General features: G+C 69.8%; 13 protein-coding genes. 4 read left to right on the top strand and 9 right to left on the bottom strand.

Annotation, left to right across the window (positions count from 1 at the left end; genetic code table 11):
• Window positions 1-80 precede the first annotated feature (80 nt).
• The 7 genes from ALI144C_RS36535 to ALI144C_RS36505 are packed head-to-tail and all read right to left on the bottom strand — an operon-like array spanning window position 81 to window position 7972.
• The gene (locus ALI144C_RS36535) at window positions 81-518 is read right to left on the bottom strand and encodes a type II 3-dehydroquinate dehydratase (protein ID WP_076991785.1); all 438 of its coding nucleotides are present in this window, start codon (window positions 516-518) and stop codon (window positions 81-83) included.
• Complete coding sequence (locus ALI144C_RS36530; RefSeq protein ID WP_076991784.1) at window positions 515-1582, bottom strand: DUF4346 domain-containing protein; 1068 nt, start codon at window positions 1580-1582, stop codon at window positions 515-517. The genes ALI144C_RS36535 and ALI144C_RS36530 overlap by 4 nt, the downstream gene beginning before the upstream one ends.
• Window positions 1576-3405 carry a B12-binding domain-containing radical SAM protein gene (locus ALI144C_RS36525; RefSeq protein ID WP_076991783.1) on the bottom strand — a complete coding sequence of 610 codons (1830 nt, stop codon included), beginning with the start codon at window positions 3403-3405 and terminating at the stop codon, window positions 1576-1578. Before ALI144C_RS36525 ends, ALI144C_RS36530 begins: the two co-directional genes overlap by 7 nt.
• Entirely contained in the window at window positions 3402-4769 is a 1368-nt protein-coding gene (locus ALI144C_RS36520) for an alkaline phosphatase family protein (RefSeq protein WP_076991782.1), read from the bottom strand. Before ALI144C_RS36520 ends, ALI144C_RS36525 begins: the two co-directional genes overlap by 4 nt.
• Before the next feature lie 12 nt (window positions 4770-4781).
• Window positions 4782-6122 carry an alkaline phosphatase family protein gene (locus ALI144C_RS36515; protein ID WP_076991781.1) on the bottom strand — a complete coding sequence of 447 codons (1341 nt, stop codon included), beginning with the start codon at window positions 6120-6122 and terminating at the stop codon, window positions 4782-4784.
• Between the two features lie 9 nt (window positions 6123-6131).
• On the bottom strand, window positions 6132-6392 hold the full coding sequence (locus tag ALI144C_RS36510; RefSeq protein ID WP_168211438.1) for an acyl carrier protein: 261 nt from the start codon (window positions 6390-6392) through the stop codon (window positions 6132-6134).
• Between the two features lie 32 nt (window positions 6393-6424).
• A complete protein-coding gene (locus ALI144C_RS36505; RefSeq protein ID WP_076991780.1) occupies window positions 6425-7972 on the bottom strand; it encodes an alkaline phosphatase family protein in 1548 nt (515 codons plus the stop codon).
• A 190-nt stretch (window positions 7973-8162) separates the two neighbouring features.
• On the opposite strand from ALI144C_RS36505, the gene ALI144C_RS36500 reads away from it, so the two are divergent.
• Window positions 8163-9548: an alkaline phosphatase family protein gene (locus ALI144C_RS36500; RefSeq protein ID WP_076991779.1), complete on the top strand. Its 1386-nt coding sequence runs from the start codon at window positions 8163-8165 to the stop codon at window positions 9546-9548.
• Between the two features lie 43 nt (window positions 9549-9591).
• On the opposite strand, the gene ALI144C_RS36495 is transcribed toward ALI144C_RS36500, so the two are convergent.
• Together ALI144C_RS36495 and ALI144C_RS36490 are read right to left on the bottom strand one after the other, a co-directional pair.
• A complete protein-coding gene (locus ALI144C_RS36495; protein WP_083753700.1) occupies window positions 9592-11079 on the bottom strand; it encodes an aldehyde dehydrogenase family protein in 1488 nt (495 codons plus the stop codon).
• Window positions 11080-11094: 15 nt separating this feature from the next.
• A complete protein-coding gene (locus ALI144C_RS36490) occupies window positions 11095-11997 on the bottom strand; it encodes an ROK family protein (RefSeq protein WP_076991777.1) in 903 nt (300 codons plus the stop codon).
• A 119-nt stretch (window positions 11998-12116) separates the two neighbouring features.
• On the opposite strand from ALI144C_RS36490, the gene ALI144C_RS36485 reads away from it, so the two are divergent.
• The 3 genes from ALI144C_RS36485 to ALI144C_RS36475 all read left to right on the top strand — a co-directional run bounded on the left by ALI144C_RS36485 (window position 12117) and on the right by ALI144C_RS36475 (window position 15235).
• Entirely contained in the window at window positions 12117-13256 is a 1140-nt protein-coding gene (locus ALI144C_RS36485; RefSeq protein WP_076991776.1) for a cytochrome P450, read from the top strand.
• A gap of 160 nt (window positions 13257-13416) precedes the next feature.
• Window positions 13417-14220 carry a hypothetical protein gene (locus ALI144C_RS36480; RefSeq protein ID WP_143231082.1) on the top strand — a complete coding sequence of 268 codons (804 nt, stop codon included), beginning with the start codon at window positions 13417-13419 and terminating at the stop codon, window positions 14218-14220.
• A 16-nt stretch (window positions 14221-14236) separates the two neighbouring features.
• A complete protein-coding gene (locus tag ALI144C_RS36475; RefSeq protein ID WP_076991774.1) occupies window positions 14237-15235 on the top strand; it encodes a BREX system ATP-binding domain-containing protein in 999 nt (332 codons plus the stop codon).
• The last annotated feature ends 26 nt before the right edge of the window (window positions 15236-15261 follow it).

Genomic DNA, 15261 nt, shown 5'->3' with positions numbered 1-15261 from the left:
CGCGCATTGTTGCCACCAATGTGGCCTTCGTTGCCAAAAACGCAACGAAGGCCACATTGGTGCCAAAAAAGTGCGCGCGGCTATAGCACGCTGGCCGCCAGCGCGCGGGCGGCGAGCCGGTAGCCCACCGGGCCGAGGCCGACGATGATGCCGCGAGCGAGCGGGGCGAGCACTGATTTGTGCCGGAACGGTTCCCGTGCCCACACGTTCGACAGGTGCACCTCGATGAACGGGCGCGGGTACGCGGCCATCGCGTCACGCAGGCTCCACCCGGCGATCATCAACGCGCCGGGGTTGACGATCGCGCCCACCGTGTCGTGTGCGCTGTGCACCGCCTCGATGAGCGCGCCCTCGCAGTCCCGCTGCACCGCGCGCACCACCCACCCGTGCTGGGCCACCTCGTCGGCGACCTCGCCTTCGATGTCGGCGAGCGTGGCCGTGCCGTAGACCTCCACCTCGCGTTTGCCGAGTATGCCCAGGTTGGGCCCGTTGAGCAGGAGCAGTTCGGTTCGGCTCACGACGCGGCCTCCCGGAAGGGCGCTGCGGCGCCGAACAGCTGCATCGGTGTCGCCCCGCGCAGGTCGAGGTCGTCGGGCAGGTCGACGCCGCACTCCTGCTCCAGGGCGATGGCGAGCTCGATCATCCTGGCCGAGTCCACGGCCACCTGTTCGCCGATGGGCTTGTCCGCGGTCAGCGCGTGGCCCGCGTCCAGCAGATCGGCGAGGTACGTCACGAAGTCGGCGAACGATCGCGTGGCCGGCATGGTTTCCTCTCCTCCCGCCGCGTGCGCCGCGCGCCGCAACGGGATGTCCTGCACGTAGTCGAGTCCGAGGCGGATGGCGGTCTCCGCCTTGGCCAGTTCCGCCCCCAGGTAGGCGGCGTGCGCCGGGTCACCGACGAGGCCTTCCCGGATCAGGCCGAGCACCATGGACTCGGTGCGCCTGCCCCGCATCTCGTGACCGGCGCTGAAGTCGTCGTGGTAGTGCCGCACCACGACCTCGCGGGCCCGGACGTCGGCAGAGACCACGAAGAACCCCTCGCCCGCGGTGGCGATGGGGGTCCGCCTGCCGACCGGCCGCAGTGGGGAGAACCGGTGCGCAGTGCCGGAAACGAGCGCCGTTCCCGGCGTGCGGGCCGCGCCACCACCAGCTTGCCGCGCCTGCTGGGCGATCTCGGCGCGGAGCCGGTCGTGGTCGAGCACTTCACGCCGGTCCACCAGCCGCACCCCGGCCCGGAACTCGTCCACATCGGACGACCGGAGGCCGGTGAGGAACGGCCGGTGGCCGGTGGCGCCGATGATCCGGCCGTCCGCGGCGCTGATCCCGTTCCTGATCAGCGCGACCAGGCTCTGGCCCTGCCGGAACAGCACCGAATCCCGGCCGCACACGACGAGCACGCCGATCCCGCCGTGCCGCAGCACCGACCGGACCAGTTCCTCGATGCCCAGGTTCGCCGTCATCAACGGCCCCGCGACGGCCACACCGGGCGCGTCGTGCAGTTGACCGGCGAGTTCGCGGGTGGTCAGCGTGCACACGCCGACCACCCGCGGCGGCCGCGCTCGGCGGTCGGCCGGGATCACCATGACGCGCCGATGCCTTCCCCGGTGTAGACCCTCGGCAGACCACCGGCGCCGGGCTGGGGCAGGGTCGAGCTGATCTCGGTCACCGAACAGCCGAGCCGGTGCAACGCCTTGCCCACCCGCAGCTGCTCGCTCTTGATCATCCGGATCCGCTCGCGGAAGTGCTTCTCCACGTCGATGACCTGCAGCCGGTGCCGTTCGACGTCCAACCGGTCGTTGAGCACGTCGTCCAGGTTGGACATGAAGAACTCGTAGTTGTACTGGCCCATCCGCTGCCGCAGTTCGTGCAGCCAGTCCTTGAACGCCGTGAGGATCTCGTTGGCCCCCGGCACGGTGTGGAAGCGCCGGTAGATCCGGGAGATGAAGGTCTGGACCACCACGTTGAACGTCTCGAACTCGAACACCGCCGACTGTTCGGTGATCACGCCGTGCCGGTGGTAGTCGTCGTTGTTGTACAACGCGGCGTAGTGCTTGGCCAGCAACTCCACCCGGTCGTCCTTGAACCGGTAGCCGTAGTGGTCGAGCGTGGTCGCGTAGTCCTCGTAGAGCAGCCCGTCGCCCTCCATCTTCTGGATGATCCGCGTGCCCGGGTAGATCTCCAGGCGCTCGGTCATCCTGCGCAGGTTGTGCCCGGAGTTGTCGCGCAGGAACCTGGCGTTCTCCACCAGGGTCTCGACCGTCGCGTACGGGTGGAACGGGATGAACCCCATCGCCAGGTAGATACCGTGGTCCCGCAACATCTTGATGATGACCCGGTTGTCCTCGACGGTGGCCCGCTTGTCCCACAGCCGCAGCTCGTCCTCCACACCGGACTCGATGCCGACGTTGACCTTCTCCAGGCCGGACCGGACCAGCAGGTCCATCAGGTCGTTGTCCTCGGCGGTGTCCTTCCAGTTCTCCGCCCGCATGCAGACGTTGTAGTAGATGTCCAGGCCGCGGTCGAGGATGCCCTGCGCGATCTCCCTGACGCGCTTCTTGCCCACCCGGCCGCCGTCCGGGTCCTCGAAGGTCGAGTCGATGAAGTCGTACGTGCGGAACCCGTACTTGCGCACCAGGTACTCGACCTCGTCCACGATGATCCCCGGGCTGCGCCCGCGCCACGGCTTTCCGGCCTGCGCCCGGTTCTTCAGGTGCGGCGCCGAGCAGAACGTGCACATCGCCACGCATCCGCGCGACGTGCTCACCCGCACGTACTCGAGCTTGTTGCCGTGCTGCTCGAGTTGGTCGCGGGCCGGGAACGGCAGCACCTCCAGGTCGTGGATCACCGGCCGGGCCGGGTTCTGCTTCAGCTCGCCGTCCTTGGCGCGGTAGCAGATCCCCGGGCAGTCGTCCAGCGGCTCGCCGAGCGCGACGCGCTGGGTGATGTCCAGGATGGTCGGCTCCCCCTCGCCCACCGCGACCAGGTCCACGTTCGGGTTGTTGACGAGCACGTCACGGCCCGCGAAGGTGCCCGCCGGGCCGCCGCAGGCGATCAGCGCGTCCGGCAGGGTGGCCCGCACCAGCTCGCTCACCACGAGACAACTGCGCACGTTCAGGCTGGTCAGGGTGAAGCACACGATGTCGGGGGCGAAGGCGGCGAGGCTGGCGACAGCCGCTTCTTCCTCGCCGTGCACGACCTCACGGATCTCCGCGACGAACCCGACCGAGCGCAGCGTCGCCGCCATGTAGGCGACACCGAGGTGCTCCGGTGACATCACCAGGTCGCCGTCGAGCAGGATCAGGAAGCTCACCTTGGTCCGGCCGGGGTCGGTGACGCGCGGATCCAGCTCGATCTCGAAGTGCCCCGGCTTCTTGCGGACGGATTCGATGGGCAGCGTTGTGGTCACGATGTTCCTCCCGGGACGGGGTGCGGTTGGACACGGGCCCGCGCGATGTCGCGTCCGTCGAGGCCGTCGGGGAACACACCGACCTCGGCCAGTGCCGTCGGTGCGACGTCGGTCATGTCGGCGAGGAACGTGCTGGTTCCCCCGGGCACCGACAGCACGGCGTCGGACCTGGTGTGCGTTCCGGTGAGCACGTCGGGCACGACGAGTTCACCGACCTGGAACCCACCGCGTGCCTGCACTCCCCTGGCAGGCACCGCGACGACGTCCGGGCCGTCGTGCGCCCGCACGCCGTGGTAGACCTGCTCACCGGGGAGCACCTCGTCGAACACCAGCGGGCCGTCGACGTCGGCGCCGACCTGCGTGCCCGCCCAGCGCAGCGCACGCAGTCCGTCCGCCACCTCGACGGCCAGGTCGTCCGCGGCGGAGTCCGACAGCGCCCCGCGCGGGAACCGGCCCTTGCGGTTGACGTAGAACCGGGCCGGGTCGAGCGCGAATACCCGGCTCGATGAGTCCACATCGGACAGGTTGGCGGTCTGGCCGAGCGGTGCCAGCCAGCCGCGCTCGCGCAGCCAGGCGTTGACGTAGAACTGGCAGTGGGCCGGGCCGAACCCGTGGTCGCTCACCAGGATCGGCCGCACGTCCGGCGCGAGGTCCATGACCGTGCCGACCGCGGTGTCCACCTGTCGGTAGAACTCCAGTATTTCGCCGTGCAGCGGGTCGGCCGGGTCGTCGACCGCACGCCACAGGAAGTGCTGCAACCGGTCGGTCTCGGTGAACACCGCGACCGCCAGGTCCCACGGCCGTGTGCCGAGCAGGTACTTGAACGCCTCGGTGCGCGCGGTCAGGCACCGGCGCACCCGCGCGACGAAACCGCTCGGGTCGCCCCGGACGTCGCCGACCTCCACGTCGAGCTCGTAGTCCAGCGCGCGCAGCGGGTCGACCAGCCACTGTGGACGGACCGCGCGCTCGATCACCGGTGCGACGAAACCGGACACCAGGGTGCCGTGCACGTCCGGTGCCGGGTACGTGCCGGGAACGTTGAGGCACACCGTTTCCAGCCCCGCGTCGGCCGCGTGCCGCCACAGCGGTGTGGCGGACAGGTGCGTCACGTTCGAGAAGTAGGTGCCGTAGCCGCCGGGCACCAGGTCCACGAATCCGTAGACGCCGTGCTTGCCCGGGTTGACCCCGGTCAGGAACGTCGCCCACGAGGTGGAGCTGATCTCCGGCACGGGTGCGATCAGCTCGGCGCAGCCGGAGTCGGCCACCACCTCGGCCAGGCGGGGCAGTGTGCCGCCGTCGATGAGCCGGTGCAGCAGGCTCCTCGGCATCCCGTCGAGCCCGATCACCAGCGCTCGGTCAGTCATCGTGGACACCTTTCACGCGGTGAGCGGTTTTCCTGGCAGCGTTGCCGGAACGTCCCGCCCCAGCAGGTGCACGAGCGTCGCGGTGATGTCCACCGGCGCGGCGACCGCGTTCGCGCGTGCCGTGGCCGGGCCTGCCAGCGCCCAGTAGGACTCGCGCCTGTGCCAGGCGCTCTGCCAGGTCCGGTGCACCTTCTTGGCCCAGGTCTGGTCGCCGAGCGGCAGGTAGCGCCAGTCGGCCGGTTCGAGGATCAGGTCGGGTGCCTCGGTCACCGCGGCCCCCTGGTAGATCTCCTCGCTCGGGCTGACCGCGGCGAACATCGGCCTGCCGGTGCGCGGGTTGATCACGGCAGCCAGCTGTTCGGCGACGTCGGCACGCACCTTGTGGTAGTCCTGCGGCGCCACCGTCCCCTGCTGGTAACGGCCACGCAGGTTGATGTTGACCCCGTGCGTGCCCTGCACAGCCTCGAACGCGGTGGTCGCCGACCAGTCCACTGTGGTGTTCCCGGCGCCGTCGGTGTTCCTGACGAGCAGGCCCGCGTCCGCGAGGTCGTCGTTGACCGCGCAGTAGGAGCGCAACGGGCCGAACCCGATCTCGGAGAAGGCCAGTACCGTGGTCTGTTCGTCGGCCCGGTCCAGCGCGTCACCGATGACCCGGTCCGCCGTCTGGTACGCGGCGAACACGGCCGAGTCGGCCGTGTGCTCCGGCCCGAGTTCGAGCTCCTGCCAGTAGATGTGCGACAGGCGGTCGATCGAGGTCAGGTTCACCAGCACCACGTCCGCGCCTTTGCCGTACAGCAGCAACGCGGCGGCGCCCCGCCTGCGGTCGGCCTCCAGCACGTCCGGCACGAAGCTCTCCTTGGCCTGACCGTGCCACCAGATCGCGGTGTCGTGGGTCGGCGCGATGCCGTGGCCCGCCAACTCCCGGTGCAGGCCGGGCGGGTAGCACGCGCGCAGGGTCAGCTGCATCGGGTAGCTGACGACCCAGCCGTCCATCGGTGCGGGCGGGTGCGTTCCGAACAGCCCGACCGAGGCGAACCGCACGCCTTTCAGGTCCGGCAGCCGCCACAGCAGCGGGTGCCTGCTGCTCTCGCCGTTCTCCACCCTCGGCCGGTACTCCGGGGTGTGGCACGACCAGTAGGAGAAGACGCCGTGCTCGCCGGGTGGCTGGCCGGTCAGGAGGCTGACCAGCCCCGGCGGCTCGTAGGGCACGCCGTCGGCGACCAGGTCCCCCCTGGTGCCTTCGGTGAGCAGCCGCGCGAAGTTGGGCAGCCGTCCTTCGGCCGTCCAACGGTCGAGCAACTGCGGTGTCGCGCCCTCGGTGATGATGGCGATGACTCGCGATTTGCTTGCCATGCCGTCGACTCAGTTCGCCACGGTCTGCTGGCTGCGTTGCTCCACGTACGCCGCCAGCCGGGACAGGTCGTCGATGAGGTCGACCGACAGGTCCTCGTCGGCGATCTCGATGCCGAACTCGCTCTCCACCCAGATCAGGAACTCGATGGTGTTGATGGAGTCCAGCCCGAGTTCGGCGACGAGGTTGGTGTCCGGGATGGTGTCCGGTTCACGCCGCAGGTCGAGCGACTCGACGAGAACCTGACGCAGCCGCCCCTTGATGTCCGCCACGGCGGATCTCCTTTCGTTGAGTGACAACCCGATCAGATGTAGCCCATTTCCCTGAGCCGGTCGGAGGTGTATTCGTCCTCTGTGGACGTCCCGGACGAGTCGACCGACCGGACCGGGAGCCATGCCGCACCACCGTCGAGCGACGGGTCGGGGTCCTTGATGTCCACTTCGGAATCGAGGGCGGCGGTGACCGGCGTGCCGTGCACCGACGCGGGCCAGCGCGCGCCGAGGTCCGCGAGCAGGGTGGGGATCGCCGCGGTGAGATCCACCGGCGTGGCCAGCCTGCCGGGCCGGGTGCGCGGGGACGCCTGGGCCCACAGCCCCGCGTGCCGGTGCAGACCGGTTTGCCAGCTCGGCTTCCACACGTCCGCGTCGAGATCACCGACCAGCAGCACGCTCTCGTCCGCGGGTATCACGAGCAGGTCGGGCGCGGACTCGGTGTGCGGCCCCGGGTAGGCCAGTTCGCGCGGGAGCACGTCCCGCACCACCTTGCCCCCGCCGGGCAGTTCGACCGCGAGCAGCAGGTCGGCCACCTCCCGGCTCAGCCGCTCCCGCTCGCCGTCGGCGACGATGCCGTCGCGCTGGCGGCCCCACAGGTTGAGGTTCAACCCGTAGCTGCCGGGCACCGGCTGGTAGACCCGGGTCCTGGTGAAGTCCACCGTGCGGCCCGCGCCGGAGAACCAGCTGGCGGTCGCGGCGGTTTCGTTGTGCGGCAAGGCGTGCAGCAGCCCGGCTTCTTCCAGCAACCGGTGCACCGACAGCGCGTGGCGGCCCATTCCCAGCCCGTGGTCGGACACCAGCACGACGGTCGTGTCCTCGTCGACGAGCGAGAGCAACTCGCCGACCGCCGCGTCGACAGCCTGATAGGTGTGCCGCAAGGCCTCGTCCCAGCCGGAGTCCTTCGGTGGCGTCACGTGCCGGGGGTGGTCCTGGGCGAAGTAGTGCCAGTAGTGGTGGCCGACCCGGTCGACCTCAGTGAACACCACCATGGCGACATCGGTCGGGTGGGTCCGCATCAGGTAGCTCATCGACCGGGCGCGTGCGGCGAGGTTGGCCTGCGCCTGGTCGAAGTACGCCAGGTCCCCGCTGAACATGGTGGCCAGGTCGGTCTGGAAATGAGCGTTGTTGCGGGCCAGTTCGGCCAGCAGCGTGCGCGGACGGCAGTAGCGGGTGGTGTGCTCCAGCGGCCACGAGACCTGGTAGCCGGGCAGGTCCGCGGGCGGGTGCGACATCGGGATGTTGACCAGCCCGAGCGTGTAGCCCTGTGCCGCGAGCCAGTCCCACACCGACGAGCGGCCCAGGCGGTCGGCCGTGGTGGTGGTCGCGCCGTAGTTGCGGTCCTGGGTGTCGAAGAACTGGTAGATGCCGTGGCCACCGGGGTTGCTGGCGCTGACGAACGTGCTCCAGCCCGGCGCGGTGTGCGCGGGCCACGTGCACCGGGTGTCAGCGGAGGCCGAGCGGCGCAGCAGCCCGGCGATGTTCGGCAGCAAGCCGCGCTCGACCAGCGGGTCGACGGCGGCGAAATCACCACCGTCGATGCCGATGATCAGAGCTCGTGGCGACGGACGCGCGCTCGCCATACGTTTCTCCAACGTCTCGATAATAGGGTCACAGAACGACCATGATTCATTTCAGACAATTGTGGGATGCCGCACTCGGCCGGGTCAATCGGCACGCGCACGACCTGAGCGAGCCTTTAGATTCCGATGGCGTTGCACCGCGAATAAATCAACCCATACCGTAGCCGGAGGTAAATAGGAAGGAAATCGCATGCCTGACCGACGACGAGTTGTCCTCATCGGGCTCGACTGCGGGACGCCTGAGCTGTTGTTCGACCGGTTCGCCGACGACATGCCGACGCTGACGAGCCTGCGCGCGAAGGCGGCGTGGGGACCGATGACCAGCGTGGTTCCGCCCATCACCATGCCGGCGTGGTCGTGCATGATGTCCGGTCAGACCCCCGGCGACCTTGGCGTGTACGGCTTCCGCGACCGCGCGCGCCACGACTACGGCCCGCTGGCCTTCGCCAGTTCGCGCAGCATCCGCGTGCCCCGGATCTGGGACACGCTGACCCAGGCCGGGCGCCCCAGTGTGGCGCTGGGTGTGCCGGGCACGTATCCGCCGACGCCCATCAACGGCTGCATGGTCGGTTGCTTCATGTCGCCGTCGACCGACTCCGACTACACCCACCCCACCGGTCTGCGTGACGACATCGAACGGCTGACCGGCGGCTACATCCTGGACGTCGAGGACTTCCGGTCCAACGACCACGCGCGGGTGCTCCAGCGGGTGTTCGACATGACCGAGCAGCGGTTCGCCGTGGCGGGCAGCCTGATGACCGGCCACGACTGGGACTTCTTCTCGTTCGTCGACATGGGCCCCGACCGGCTGCACCACGGTTTCTGGAAGTACTGCGACCCGGCGCACCCGCGGCACGAGCCGGGCAACCCGTACGAGCACGCTTTCCGCGACTACTACCGGGCGCTGGACCGGCACCTCGCCGGGTTCCTCGAGCGCGTCCCGCCGGACGCGGCCATCGTCGTCGTGTCCGACCACGGCGGACAGCCGATGGAAGGCGGGTTCTGCGTCAACGAGTGGCTCATCGAGCAGGGGCTGCTGACGCTGCGCACCAAGCCGACCGGGCCCACGCCCATCACCCAGGCGGACGTCGACTGGTCGCAGACCACCGCCTGGGCCGAAGGCGGCTACTACGGCAGGCTGTTCCTCAACGTCAGCGGACGGGAACCGACCGGCGTGGTGCCCGCGTCGAAGTACGACAGCGTGCTCGACGACATCGTCGCCATGCTCGCCAAGCTGACCAAACCGGGCGGGGTGCCGATGAACAACCGCGGGTTGCGGCCGTCGGAGGTGTACCCCGTGGTGAACGGCATCGCGCCGGATCTCATCATCTACTTCGACGACCTGCGGTGGCGTGCGATGGCGACGATCGGGCTCGGCGAGGGACTGTTCGCCGTCGACAACGACACCGGACCGGACCACGCCAACCACGCCGAACAGGGTGTGGTGCTGGTGGCCAATGCCGGGCTGGATCCCGGGCCGCGTGCGAACGTGTCGCTCTACGACATGGCTCCTACGTTGCACGACCTGCTCGGCCTGCCGAGCAGCGCCGCGCACCGGGGCAAGGTCCTGACCTGACTCGCGGAGGTCGGCGGGGTGCCCACCGGCGCCCCGCCCGCCGCTAGGTCCGAAGACCCAGCACCTGGTGCGGTGAGCCGGTCTCGGGCGGCGACACCTCGATCCGGCGTGCTGTGCGGTAGTCGTCGAGGTCGTTGCGGATGCGGTCGCTGATGGCCGCGTCCTTCGCCGGGTCCGGGCGTGACACGTCCACCATCCGGTAGTCGTTGACCCAGACGCGGTCGGCCCGCAGCCGGTCGGCCACCCGCCACGCCCGCTCGGCGTCGGCGGACCAGACCGCGCCGGCCAGGTGGAACCGCGAGTCGTTGGCCAGCGCGACGGCGTGGTCGTCGTCGTCGAACGGGCACACCGCGACCACGGGCCCGAAGATCTCCTCCTGGAACACCGCGTTGGCGGCGCTCACGCCGGTGAGCGCGGTCGGCCGGAAGTACGCCTTCGCGTCCAGGTGTGGCGGTAGTTCGGTGGCGTCCGGCCGCGCACCGCCGAACAACAGGCTCGCCCCCTGCTCCTGGCCGAGCGCCACGTAGCGCGCCACGGTCCGCACCTGCTGGCGGGAGACGAGCGGGCCGAGGTCGGTCGCCGGGTCCATCGGGTCGCCGAGCACCAGCTTGCCCGCGCGTTCACGGAACAACTCGAGGAACTCGGCGTGGCGGCTGCGGTGGACCAGCACCCGTGAGCCCGCCATGCAGATCTGTCCGTTGTGCAGGAACCCGCCCCAGAGGCTGCCGGACACCGCGCGGTCCATGTCCGCGTCCGAGAGCACGACGTTCGCCGACTTCCCGCCGAGGTGCAACTGGAGCCGGTGGCCCGTGCGCGAGGCCGCCGCCATCACCTGCGCACCGACCGCGTCGGAGCCCGTGAACGAGGACATGTCCACCCTTGGGTCCCTGGTCAGCGCGTCACCGACGACCGCGCCAGGGCCGAGTACCAGGTTGACCACGCCTGGCGGTACGCCTTCCTCGTGCAGGATCCGGACGAGTTCGCACGCCGTGACACTGGTGAACGACGCGGGCTTGACCACGCACGTGTTCCCGGCCGCGATGGCGGGCGCGATCCGCCACGCCGCGAGCAACAGCGGGAAGTTCCACGGCACGAACGTCGCCACCACGCCGACCGGGTGCCACCGCAGGTACTGCCCCGGCGCGGGAGCACCGCCGGGTTCGGTGTCGGCGATCCGGCGTGCCCACCACGCGCTCCACTCGAACGCCGCCCGCGCGCCCGGAACGTCGACCTGTTCGGCCTTGCGAACGGTGGCGCCGCTGTCGCGCACCTCCAGTTCGGCCAGCCGGGTCTCCGCGCCGAGCCGCGCGGCGACCCGGTCGAGCACGTCGGCCCGCTCGTGGCCGGACATCGTCGGCCACGGGCCCTCGTCGAACGCCCGCCTGGCCGCGGTCACCGCCCGTTCCACGTCGGCGCCGGTCGCTTTCGCCACCGTGCAGAAGGGCTTCCCGGTGGCGGGGTCATAGGAGGTGAACGCCGAACCATCCGCCGCGTCCACCTGCTCGCCGGCGATGTACATGGGATAGGGCATCGCTGGATTCCTCTCTCAGCCGGCCAGTGACTCGTACCGCTGGGTCAGTTCGGGGTGGCGGGCCACCAGCACCGCACCGGCGAGCGACGACATCCCGCCGTACGCGGCCGGTTCGACGACCGGCGCGGAAAACCCGGGCCTGCCCAGGGCGCGAACCGCGCTCGCGGTCGCGGTCGCGAGTTCCGGCAGCGCGGCCATGAACCCGCCACCCAGCCGCACCAGTTCGGGACGCACCAACTCCGCGACCGTGACCACGGCCGTGGCCAGGGCGTGAGCGGACCGGTGCACGGCGCGCTGCGCCCACGGCACCCCGGCGTGCACCTCGGCTCGCAACATCCGCGCGTCGGTCACGGTGGGCTCGATGTGTTCGGCCCAGCGCAGCATGGCCGGTCCCGACGCGACAGCCTGCAAGCAGCCCTGCCGTCCGCACTGGCACAGTGGCCCGTTCGGGACGACCACGACGTGCCCGATCTCGGCGACTGGGCCGTGCGGGCTGCGCAACAGGTCACCGGCGAGGAACAGGCCACCGCCCACCCCGGTGCCGACGCCGACGTACAGCAGATCCCGGCCGCCCGCCTGCCGCGCCTCGGCCAGCGTGGCCAGGTCCCCGTCGTCACCGAAGCACACAGACGCGCCAGTGAGGTCCGCGCGGAGCACGGCGCGCAGGTCGACGCCTCGCCAGTGCGGCCGGTTCGGCCAGGCCACCACCCGGCCCGCCGCGTCGAGCGACGCGGGCACCGCGACTCCCGCCGCCAACGGCCGCCGCCCGCCGACAGCCTCACGCAGCCCGCCGCGGAGCACCTCGATGTCGTCCTGGCCCGCCGACCAGCGCACGACGGTGTCGCGTTCCGCACCATTCGCGGACAGATATCGGAACGCCGTCTTCGTCGCGCCTATGTCGATTCCTATAAATTCCATCGAGGCCCGCTCCTCCCGTCACCCGCTCCGCCCAGTTTAAGCGGGCGAACCTGGCGATCAGCGATCCGCGAATGAAATACTTCAGCCCGGTTGTCACATTCATCGACGAAAGAGTTCCGATGCGTGATTTTCCGTTCCCGGCCGGTCCGATGGGGACCTTGCCGGTGGAGTACGACACGATGGGAAAGATCGGGCTGCCTGTCGTCTCGCTGCCCGACGGAATGGAGATTCGACTGGCCGTGCGGTACTCCGACGTGGCGGCCGTGCTGACCGACGAGCGGTTCAGCCGGGCGCTGGCCGCCGACCTGCCGGGCACGGGCTTCGGCCGCAACCAGCGCACCGGCCTGCTCGACCTCGACCCGCCCGACCACGCCGTGCTGCGCGATCCGTTGGACCGCGCGCTCGCCGCCGACCGGGTCGAGCGGTGGCTGCCGTCGCTGCGGTCGCTGGTGCACGAGCAGGTGACCGCGTTCGCCGCCGGGGACCGGCCCGCCGACCTGGTCCGGGGGTTCGCGGCCCCGGTCGCGTCCCGCAGCATCTGCGCGCTGGTCGGACTCGGTGTGGCAGCGGCGGCCGATGTCGCGACGAACATCGACGAGATGCTGGCCAGCGGATCGGCCGAGGCGAGGTCCACACTGCGCAAGGCCGTCGAGGACCTCGTCACCCGGAGGCGGGCCGAACCGGCCGACGACATCGCCACGAGTCTGCTCGAACTGTCCGACGACGACGCCGCAACCGTCCTTTTCGGACTTCTCATCTCCGGTTACGTCGGCAACCGCAACGCGTTGGCGCGGCACGTGTTCGCGCTGCTGGCCGCCCCCGGCGCGGACGGTGTGCTGCCGTCGCTCGCCACCCGGCCGGAGCGGGTCGGCCGGGTGGTCGACGAACTGCTCCGCTACTACCCGTCCGGCAACGACGGGCTGCTGCGGGTGGCCCGCGAACCCGTCTGGCTGTCGGGAGTCCTGCTCGAACCGGGCACGGTGGTGATGCCGGTCATCGCCGCCGCGTCGCACGACCCGGAGGTGTTCGACCGGCCGGAGGTGTTCGACCCCGACCGCGAACCGAACACCCACGTCTCGCTGGGCCGCGGCACCCACCGCTGCCCCGGCGACCACCTGGTGCGTGCCCTGTTCGGGATCGTGCTGACCGAACTCACCACCGCGCTGCCCCGGCTGCGGCTCGCGATCCCGGCGAGCGAGGTGCGGCACACCGACGACCTGCTCCCGCTCGGGATCGTCGACCTGCCGGTCACCTGGTGACGCACTTCTACATTTCACCTCGAATTCTCGAATCGGGCTCGAAATCCAAATACTGACTCGAGCCGGACACCTCCCGCGTTGCCGCTCGATTGTTGCCGACAGCGGCTGCTGCTAGCTTCGAAAAGTCAGCTACGTACCAGGCGCCCAGCGGGGAGTCGACATGTCGGCAACGTACCCACCCCTCACCGCCATATTGGACGGCATGGCGGCGGCCGCGGAACGCGGAAACGAAACCGGGCGCGCCGTCATCCGCGAGCTTAACCGGCTGCACGGATTGGCCAAAGAGGGTGAGCTCGGAAAGCTCGCACAAAGTCTGGACGAGCTCGCCGAACTCGGGGTGAAGCTCGACCGGACCCTGACCGAACTGCGCGACAAACTCCCGTTCGACCCAGCGGCGTACCTCGCGTCCGGGGCCTACCTCGCCGAGTTGCGCGCCGCGCTCGAGGCTGCCGACCTGCCGTTCGTCGAGGAGGACGGCAGCCTGCTCTGCTCGCCGTCGGTGATCCGGATCCTGCCGAGGCAGGTCGCCGTCGAGATCGACGGTCAACGCGACCGCAGACTGAATCCGCGGACACTCGTCGAGACGATTGCCGCGCACCGGCGGAAAGAGCCGCGATACCAACCCGAACGTTTCCTCAACAGCGTTCGCCAGTCCTATGACCTCATCGTGACGAAAAACGCGGGCCGCACCGACGCGGTGACCCGGCTCGTCGATATCTGGCAGGTACTCACACTGCTGCCCGGTCAGGACAAGGAATACACACTGCAGGATTTCGCGCGGGACCTTTACCACCTCGACGCCAGCGGCACCGTCACGACGTTGCAGAGCACACGGCAGTTGCGCTGGTGCGGCAGCACCGGAATTCGCAGTTCCGGGGTTCTCTGCGTGGTCGGCGCCGACGGCAGGCCACGCAAGTACTGGGGCGTGTCGTTCGTCGAACCGCACAACGGTACGCATCCGTAACCGGGGAGTGAATCCAATGGCCACCAATCCCACAGTGCCCGCCGGAGCGCCGGACCTCGAGGCGAACAAGTACCTCAAGCACCTGCAGGACGCCTACCTGTACTCCTACGTCGCGGCGGGCGGGTCCTCGGTCAAGCTCGTGGTCACCGACACCGACGACACGGCGTCGTACTTCTCCGGCGCGCTCGGCGACCTCGCCACCGACAGCGGCTACCTGCACATCCGGTTGGACGCGGGCCAGACCCGGATGCAACTGATCGACGAACTGTTCTTCGCCGCCTGCAGGCAGATCGACTGGGTGGGGCTGGCCGCGCGGTTCCTGCACCGCACCTACGAGGAGCTGCACATCCCGGCGGGCGAATCGGTGCCCCTGACCGAGGCGGTCCAGGTCCGCCAGGTCGCCGACGCCAACGGCGTGCACCCGGGCGAGCTGTACCGGACCGTGCGGCGCAGCCTCGAACAACGGGTGCTCGACGAGCCCACCCTGATGCGCCAGTTCGACACGGCCATCCTCCGGCTCTGCCACAGCCTGCTGAACTGGACCGGCTACGAGGCTTCGGAGCGCGACGTGGTCGTGCGCTGGCTGCACGGCCACAGCGTGCCGGTGGCCCAGTTGCGCGCGGTCGGCCTCTCCGGCCGCATCGGCCGCCACCACGCCCGGTACATGTTCAACTCGATGACCAGCTGGGTCCAGCTCGCCGGGATGACCGGCATGGTCGTCGAACTGGACCTGACGAGGATCGCGGTCGTCCGGCGCCCCCCGGCGGCGCTGCGCCGCGGCTTCTACTACACCAAGGCCACCGCACTGGACACCTTCGAGATCCTGCGGCAGTTCATCGACGGGATCGAGGACATGTTCGCCACTTTGCTGGTGGTCAGCATGCCGCGGCAGATGTCCGTGGACGTCCAGCGGGGCCTGCCCGTGTACCACGCGCTCTACCTCCGCGTGGCTGACGACGTCTACGACCAGAACCGGGCCAACCCGCTCGGGTCGCTGGTCCGGATCTCACGGTAGCCGGATCTGGAGCAGGAGGTGCAGGC

It is taken from the genome of Actinosynnema sp. ALI-1.44 (assembly GCF_001984155.1).
In the GTDB taxonomy this organism is placed as follows: domain Bacteria; phylum Actinomycetota; class Actinomycetes; order Mycobacteriales; family Pseudonocardiaceae; genus Kibdelosporangium.
Note: the sequence above shows the minus strand (reverse complement) of the source record. Positions and strands in the feature narration are given on the sequence as shown.

What these genes read in the sequence shown, in the direction of transcription:
- ALI144C_RS36530 (WP_076991784.1), bottom strand. Translation starts at nt 1,582, where the DNA reads ATGGTGATCCCGGCCGACCGCCGAGCGCGGCCGCCGCGGGTGGTCGGC.
- ALI144C_RS36520 (WP_076991782.1), bottom strand. Translation starts at nt 4,769, where the DNA reads ATGACTGACCGAGCGCTGGTGATCGGGCTCGACGGGATGCCGAGGAGC.
- ALI144C_RS36515 (WP_076991781.1), bottom strand. Translation starts at nt 6,122, where the DNA reads ATGGCAAGCAAATCGCGAGTCATCGCCATCATCACCGAGGGCGCGACA.
- ALI144C_RS36505 (WP_076991780.1), bottom strand. Translation starts at nt 7,972, where the DNA reads ATGGCGAGCGCGCGTCCGTCGCCACGAGCTCTGATCATCGGCATCGAC.
- ALI144C_RS36500 (WP_076991779.1), top strand. Translation starts at nt 8,163, where the DNA reads ATGCCTGACCGACGACGAGTTGTCCTCATCGGGCTCGACTGCGGGACG.
- ALI144C_RS36495 (WP_083753700.1), bottom strand. Translation starts at nt 11,079, where the DNA reads ATGCCCTATCCCATGTACATCGCCGGCGAGCAGGTGGACGCGGCGGAT.
- ALI144C_RS36490 (WP_076991777.1), bottom strand. Translation starts at nt 11,997, where the DNA reads ATGGAATTTATAGGAATCGACATAGGCGCGACGAAGACGGCGTTCCGA.
- ALI144C_RS36485 (WP_076991776.1), top strand. Translation starts at nt 12,117, where the DNA reads ATGCGTGATTTTCCGTTCCCGGCCGGTCCGATGGGGACCTTGCCGGTG.
- ALI144C_RS36480 (WP_143231082.1), top strand. Translation starts at nt 13,417, where the DNA reads ATGTCGGCAACGTACCCACCCCTCACCGCCATATTGGACGGCATGGCG.
- ALI144C_RS36475 (WP_076991774.1), top strand. Translation starts at nt 14,237, where the DNA reads ATGGCCACCAATCCCACAGTGCCCGCCGGAGCGCCGGACCTCGAGGCG.